General features: G+C 59.1%; 4 protein-coding genes. 2 read left to right on the top strand and 2 right to left on the bottom strand.

Annotated elements, in window-relative coordinates:
- Nucleotides 1–709: 709 nt before the first annotated feature.
- Nucleotides 710–898 carry a hypothetical protein gene (locus tag M1L53_RS31965; RefSeq protein WP_042447579.1) on the top strand — a complete coding sequence of 63 codons (189 nt, stop codon included), beginning with the start codon at nucleotides 710–712 and terminating at the stop codon, nucleotides 896–898.
- 114 nt (nucleotides 899–1,012) lie between these two features.
- On the opposite strand, the gene M1L53_RS31960 is transcribed toward M1L53_RS31965, so the two are convergent.
- Nucleotides 1,013–1,234: a hypothetical protein gene (locus M1L53_RS31960; RefSeq protein WP_058037325.1), complete on the bottom strand. Its 222-nt coding sequence runs from the start codon at nucleotides 1,232–1,234 to the stop codon at nucleotides 1,013–1,015.
- Between the two features lie 366 nt (nucleotides 1,235–1,600).
- A complete protein-coding gene (locus tag M1L53_RS31955; protein WP_024487937.1) occupies nucleotides 1,601–2,509 on the bottom strand; it encodes a DUF3800 domain-containing protein in 909 nt (302 codons plus the stop codon).
- A gap of 275 nt (nucleotides 2,510–2,784) precedes the next feature.
- On the opposite strand from M1L53_RS31955, the gene M1L53_RS31950 reads away from it, so the two are divergent.
- Complete coding sequence (locus M1L53_RS31950; protein WP_058037326.1) at nucleotides 2,785–5,586, top strand: ATP-binding protein; 2,802 nt, start codon at nucleotides 2,785–2,787, stop codon at nucleotides 5,584–5,586.
- The last annotated feature ends 566 nt before the right edge of the window (nucleotides 5,587–6,152 follow it).

The raw sequence follows: 6,152 nt of genomic DNA, 5'->3' as shown, positions 1-6,152 counted from the left end.
CTCCCGATGCTCCGCATCGGGAACGGAAGCGGCTCGCTTCGCTCCCCACCAGGGAGCCGCTGCGCGGCTCGCAGTGGGTCCAGCCAGACTGCCGTCGATCGAGTCGCTGCGCGCCTCTAAATTCCTGAATTGTCTTTGTCACCAAAGGATTTGATCGGAACTGAGAATTCGGTACCCAAGTACCAAACGAGGCTGGGGAGGAGCGGAGGTCGCTCAAAGCTACCCCGTCTCGCGTCTGCCAACTCATCGTCATCATGCTTCCCATCCTACAGGACCCCACCCCAAACCGCAAAACAACACAGAACCACGAAACGTCGAAATCGTAACCACCACAACATAATTCGAGTCTCCCCAAAACACCTCCATGCGTAACCACCGAAACAGATTACCCACCAACCGATAACCCAAAGTTACTGAAACACAACAACATTCAAAAACACCCAAAAATCGGCCCACACACGCCCGCCGAGCACCCCCCGACACTCCCCCACCACCGAACCCGAGCACCCCGCCGGCCCCATCAGCCGGCCCCAAATTCGCCGGCGCCCCAACTCCACGAACACACCACCCCGGGACATGCCATCACCGCAGGTCACAAGCCAGCAACAACTCAATTCCCCTACACGAACATGTGATCTCGCCCGTAGCTCGAACAACAAGAGATGAGGACGCACCCACGCGGAACTCCAATCCACTACGAGGAGCAGAAATGCACGAGCACGACGACCAGACCCCCGACAACCACCGCCCCACCAGGGGCGAGCAGCTCCGCGCCCTCGCGCAACGGGTACCGAACACGATCAAGATCTTTCTCACCGCCTGCATCGTCGACTGCCTCGCCGACGCCACCACCGAACAGGTCTCACAGCTCCTCCTCACCCTCACCAATCAGCAATAGCCACACCCACACCCCCAACACACGAAAAAGCCCCCCACCGCACGGTGAGAGGCCATTTTCGGAGCACGCAACGAAGAGGACCGGCCCGGTAGCTTCGGGCCGGTCCTCTATCGCCTACCGATCCACGCTCACGCGAACCGCAACAACGCGATACGCGTCCGCGTCCTCCAGACGCGGAGCAATCGCATCAGGGTTGTCGGCGTTCCACTCACCCGCACGAGCAACCGACTTCCGGACTGCGCGGCGCGCAGCCTGATCGAAGCCCTGCGGAGCGTCAACCGTCACGGTGAACGCCTCATCCGCGAACTCGAATCCGACAGCGGCCTGAACCTCCACGGCGTAGGTACTACGGAAACCGGGTGCGTTAATACGGACCGAGACAACGCGGTACGCGCCCTTGTCCTCGGAACGCGAAGTGGTCGCGTGAGGATGCAGCGATGGGGCAGTGCGGAACCGCTTCGCGAGGCGGCTTTCGAGTGGATCGTTTTCTATCGGACTTCTCGAATATCGTTGTCCGCGAACAGGCTCGAACGAATCGTCCAGAAACAGTCCCCCGCTCGGCTGGTATTCACCCGGCTGGATGAATCACTTGGGCCCGAGCACTCGCTCGACATGATCGCGGAAAGTCGACCAGAAGCTGGTTTCAGTTGTCATCAGCAGTTTTATCCAAGCGAAACTCATGCAACTACCCGAGAGAGTGCATTACTGTCGGATCTGTGCTCGCTCGGCCGCGGCCTTCATCCGACGGAATCGATCGGCCGGAAGTTGGTCGCCGACCAACTGTCCCGCCGCCGCCGGATGCAGCAGTCGATCACTGCGGAAGATGTCGGAGTGATTGAGATCGGAAAGGTCACGCTGCCACAAGTGGATCTTCGACTCATGAGTGAATGCGCCCCTGACCGACGGGAGTGCGTTGTCCCCCGTCACCCACTGGTAGGGGGATTCCTTGATGATCTGGTACTCGATCGCTCTCGTTACACATGCGGCAATCCAGTCGGAGAACTGAATGTTCGAACTCAGGACACTGTCTATGTGCATTGGCGGCTCGATGATCCGCTTCATTTCCGGATATCCGCTCGCACGACCCAAGATGTGCTCGTACATGGCCGGCAGCCGAGCTGCGCGCGTCTTCTCGTTGATCTGATCGATCATGACCATCACGTTCGAGCCTTTGTAGTCGGCGTACCGGGCGATGCGGTTGAGCGCTTCGCGCATCGCAGCTGTTTCTCGGGCGTCCGTATCGAGGTCCGTCTGTTTCGGGGTTCCGAGAGGTTTTTCCGCGGCGTAGTAGAAGAGGGCGCCGTCGAGGCTGCGTACGCTGCGCACCAAAGTGTTGAATACTCGGATCTGTTGCCGATACTTGTCGAAAGTGTCGGGACGAAAGATACTCGCGCCCTTACGTTCCCACCGTCCAGGGTGCTCTGCCTTCTCGATCTCGGTTTTGAAGATCTCCCGCTTTTTCAGCGTGAAGATTTGACCGAACTTTCGAGCATTGTCAGCGGGAAGGATCAGGCCGGCGTAGCCGAACGCGGGACTGGTGTTGAAGCGAGCGTGATCGCGCGCAACGAATGCCCCTGTCTCGCCGATCTCGTCAATGTACGCCAGCAGCATGGAACGATTATTGCCCTCCAGATACGCGGAAACCCACGCCTAGGCGTGGGTTCCGGAATTAGCGCTCAGAGAACTATTTCATCTCCAGCTACTGGCCATAGGATAGTTCGACGTCCACGGTTTGCGCAAGTGGAATGATCGAGTGTGGCGCCAGGCATAAGTCTCTCAATTTGCTCAAATTGTCTGTAGAACGGATTCGCTTCGACGCAACGCTATTCGGCTCGCGGCGGTGACCTGCAATAGAAGGTGTCGGAGGTCAGCCGCATACTGTGCTCATGCGGCCTGAACTCACCGATCTTCTGTCGATGTCACATCCTGTTGTAGTAGTCACGGGTGACTCCGGAACCGGTAAGTCATCGATCCTCGCCGACCATCAGATCGAACTCTCACGTGGTGCAGCCATCGCGCCGCCGCCGGTCACCTGTGCGTTCGACAGCGGCGCGTTGCAGGTCGCCATCCTGAATGGCCTCGTCACAGCCTTGGTCACCTCGATGGCGGATCGGACCGCGTGGCGCACCATCCAGAACCGACTCGACACCGCAGGCAAGGAAATGGTGGCCGAAGTCGGTAAGAGCCTGGCCAAGGCCGTGACCCAGGAAGTCATGGCGTTGGTGAAGGCGCGAATCGGCGAACATGCGGGCGAAGGTCTCGCAGCGTTCTTCAAAGGCCTACGCCAGGATACGACCGCTGATCTACGGCGAGATCTCCAGTCGCGAAGCGATACCAACGTCGTCAAGCTCCTGGTACGGCTGTGCGACGAGGTTGCCACTGTGCTCAAACGCGACGTGATTCTGGCTATCGACGAGTGCCAACGGCTGACAGAGGATGACCAACGGGCGTTGGCCAGTCTTTGCATCGCGCCCCCTAAACGCGCACGATTCGTGATCGCCTGGTCGTCGGCGGCGCACGAGGCTCGTACCGGACTCACCAGACTTCGAGACACCGGATGCGGGGAGATAATCGTCGGCGGACTCAGCAGAGCAGATGTCGAAACCATGCTCAACCGGGCAGGCGTCACAAGTGCTAACACGGATCGTGTCTACTTCCTGAGCAGCGGATTCCCGATCATCGTCGAAGGTTTGATCGGTCAGCTCCGCAGCGGCGGTACATTGGATGAATACACGCCCCCTACTGCATTCGTCCGCTCGCTGGAAGATGCGCTGGCTCGACTCCCAGGCGATGCGCAGATCGCTGCACGCTGGCTGTCGGTCTTCGAATTGCCACCGCCTGAATCGACGATCACTGCCTATCTTGATCTCACTTCAACTCAGTGGGGTGTGTTGCGGCAGTCTCTCGAGCGGGAGAACATCCTCAGCGTAGAACGCAATGGACAACTCTGGTTTCACGAAAGCCGCAGATCACATCTGTGGGACCGCATGTTGAGCGAGGGCGAGCGGTTCGAGATCGGCCAGCCTGCGTACTCGGCCCTTCTCGCGCAATATCGCGACGACATGAGCTCCTCGATCGGTTTGATGGTGCCGATCGCACATACTGCTCGGTTCGCTCGCGACAGTCAGGCGGCCAATCCGCAACTCGCGAAGATCCTCGATCTGACGTCGGCGCAGCTGGCTGTCCTGGCGTCGATGATCGAAATCGAGATCATTCCCCTCGGTGATCACGATCTTCGATGGACGCCGCCGGAGAGCGCACTCATCTACGCGCACAACATCTTCGGCGCAGATCGCGGGGACGCACTCGCCGCACTTCCGGTCCTGATCGAACAAGAATTCATCGAAACCGCGGACCAAACGGAACAGATCAACGCTGATCCAAACGTCACCGTCACCATCAGCGCCGACCCGACCGACGAATGCCACATCGTGCTGCACGGCCGGATCCAAGACATCCTGGGAAAAACCGCCATCCCGCAAATCACCGGTCGCATCGTGCACGAACACTTCGAGGCGCTCAGACTGGAATCATCGCTCGTGCTCACCGATCCCGGCAGATCAGATGCCATCGAGCTCATTCGTAACGCAAACAACCAACCCTTCTACCGATTCAATCCTCTACGCAGAACCGTCTACCCGATGATGGCCGTGTGGGTGGACTATGGCGGGCATCCCATCAGCATGGCAGCGATCTTCAATCGAGACACCGAACGGCAGAAAGCGAAGAAGGCCGCGATCTCCGTAGACGAAGTGTCCTACGGCCGCCGAGTAAAAACTGTTCGCACTTTCGAGGATCAGATGTCGACGATTCCGTCGATGCGGCTGTTCAAAGCCGTGTACCTAGCCACCGGACGACCGGTGGAAGGTAACCGTGAGGGAACAAGAAACTGGCAGATGGTCAACGACGGACCTCCGCTCCCGATCAGTGAGTACGTCCAGCGCCAGATCACCCTCGCCGACATACTGCGGACCCGTGTCGACGATCTCGAACAAGAGGTCTATGCGTTGAGGGAACTGAGAGGTGCCGCCGTCGGACAAGCTCCGGACGATACCTACTTTTTCGTGGAACTACGTGGAAGCACCCGTGTCGTGGAAATGACTCCCGAGCACATCGCACTACTCCAGGATGACCTCCCCTTCAGATTCGCCCGACTCGAACATCACCTAACGCTCCGTCCCGGCGAGCGAACCCACCACATCACCGAGCGCATACAGCCCAGCGGTCTGATCGACGATCCAGCAGTCACGCTGTTGAACGACTTCTGGGAGACCGCCCGGGAGTTCAACGAACATCAACCCCGCCGCCGCATCAAAATGCAGAAGGGATCACTGACACAACTTGTGCGCGACACTCACATACGGGACACGACGCTGGCTCGAACGCTGTCGGAACAACTGACCATCGGCGGCGCACGAGGGCACAGACCGCAACACGCATTGCGAGTTGCGGTTCACCCAGGAAGCGCAAGCGTTCCACCCCTCGTCGCATACACACAGCCCATCGGTAGCCCCACCGATGTACAAGTTCGGTTTGCCCCCCGCTCATCCCAACCCAGGGATATGAAGGAGCTGCATTCCCAGATGTTCGGCGACGAGACCCAAGAAGAGCTGTACGGCGACGACGCCCACTCAACCGTCGCCGGTCTACTCGGATACGACACCGACGAGATCGAACTGATTCAGTAGGGTCACGCAGTTGCGGTAGTTGGCGTTGAGGGCCGTTGTCCCTGGCGGACGAGGTAAAGCTGCGAGGTCATGACTAGTCCTCTCTCATCGGTTTTGCACGTCGACGACGTTCGGAGTGTGCCTATGCGATGGGTGGCAGAGCAACCATCGGCCCGACCGAACGTCATGTGTGCGTCGTTCCGTTTCTTTTTGTCCACCTTTCTTCTCTTCTTGCCCACGTTGCAGGGAGCAGCGGTCACGGCACGGCCGTGCATCCGGAGAACCGGGCCTCTGTCGGGATCATCAACAGCGGCCGGTGACTTTTGTGAATCAGGCCCTCCGCCCCATGTCGACCTTGGTGGCGATACATCTACCCCCACTCATCTTGCACGAAAGTCGGTGACATTGGTCGTGGTGGAGCGGCCACGACAACGGAGCGCTTACTCGGAAAGGAGGAGTGGTCCGTTGCCGGCGGGCACTTCTCGGGCGCCGACAGCCTGGTCACCACGTAGATATCGGTTGCCGATGTCTACGCCGAAAACAGATACGACGAATGGCGAACGAGGCCGGTCGCCGATATGGAAAAG

It is taken from the genome of Rhodococcus sp. T9N (genome assembly GCF_024436645.1).
GTDB classification, from domain to species: Bacteria; Actinomycetota; Actinomycetes; order Mycobacteriales; family Mycobacteriaceae; genus Rhodococcus_F; species Rhodococcus_F qingshengii.
This window is presented reverse-complemented; position numbering and strand designations above follow the sequence as displayed.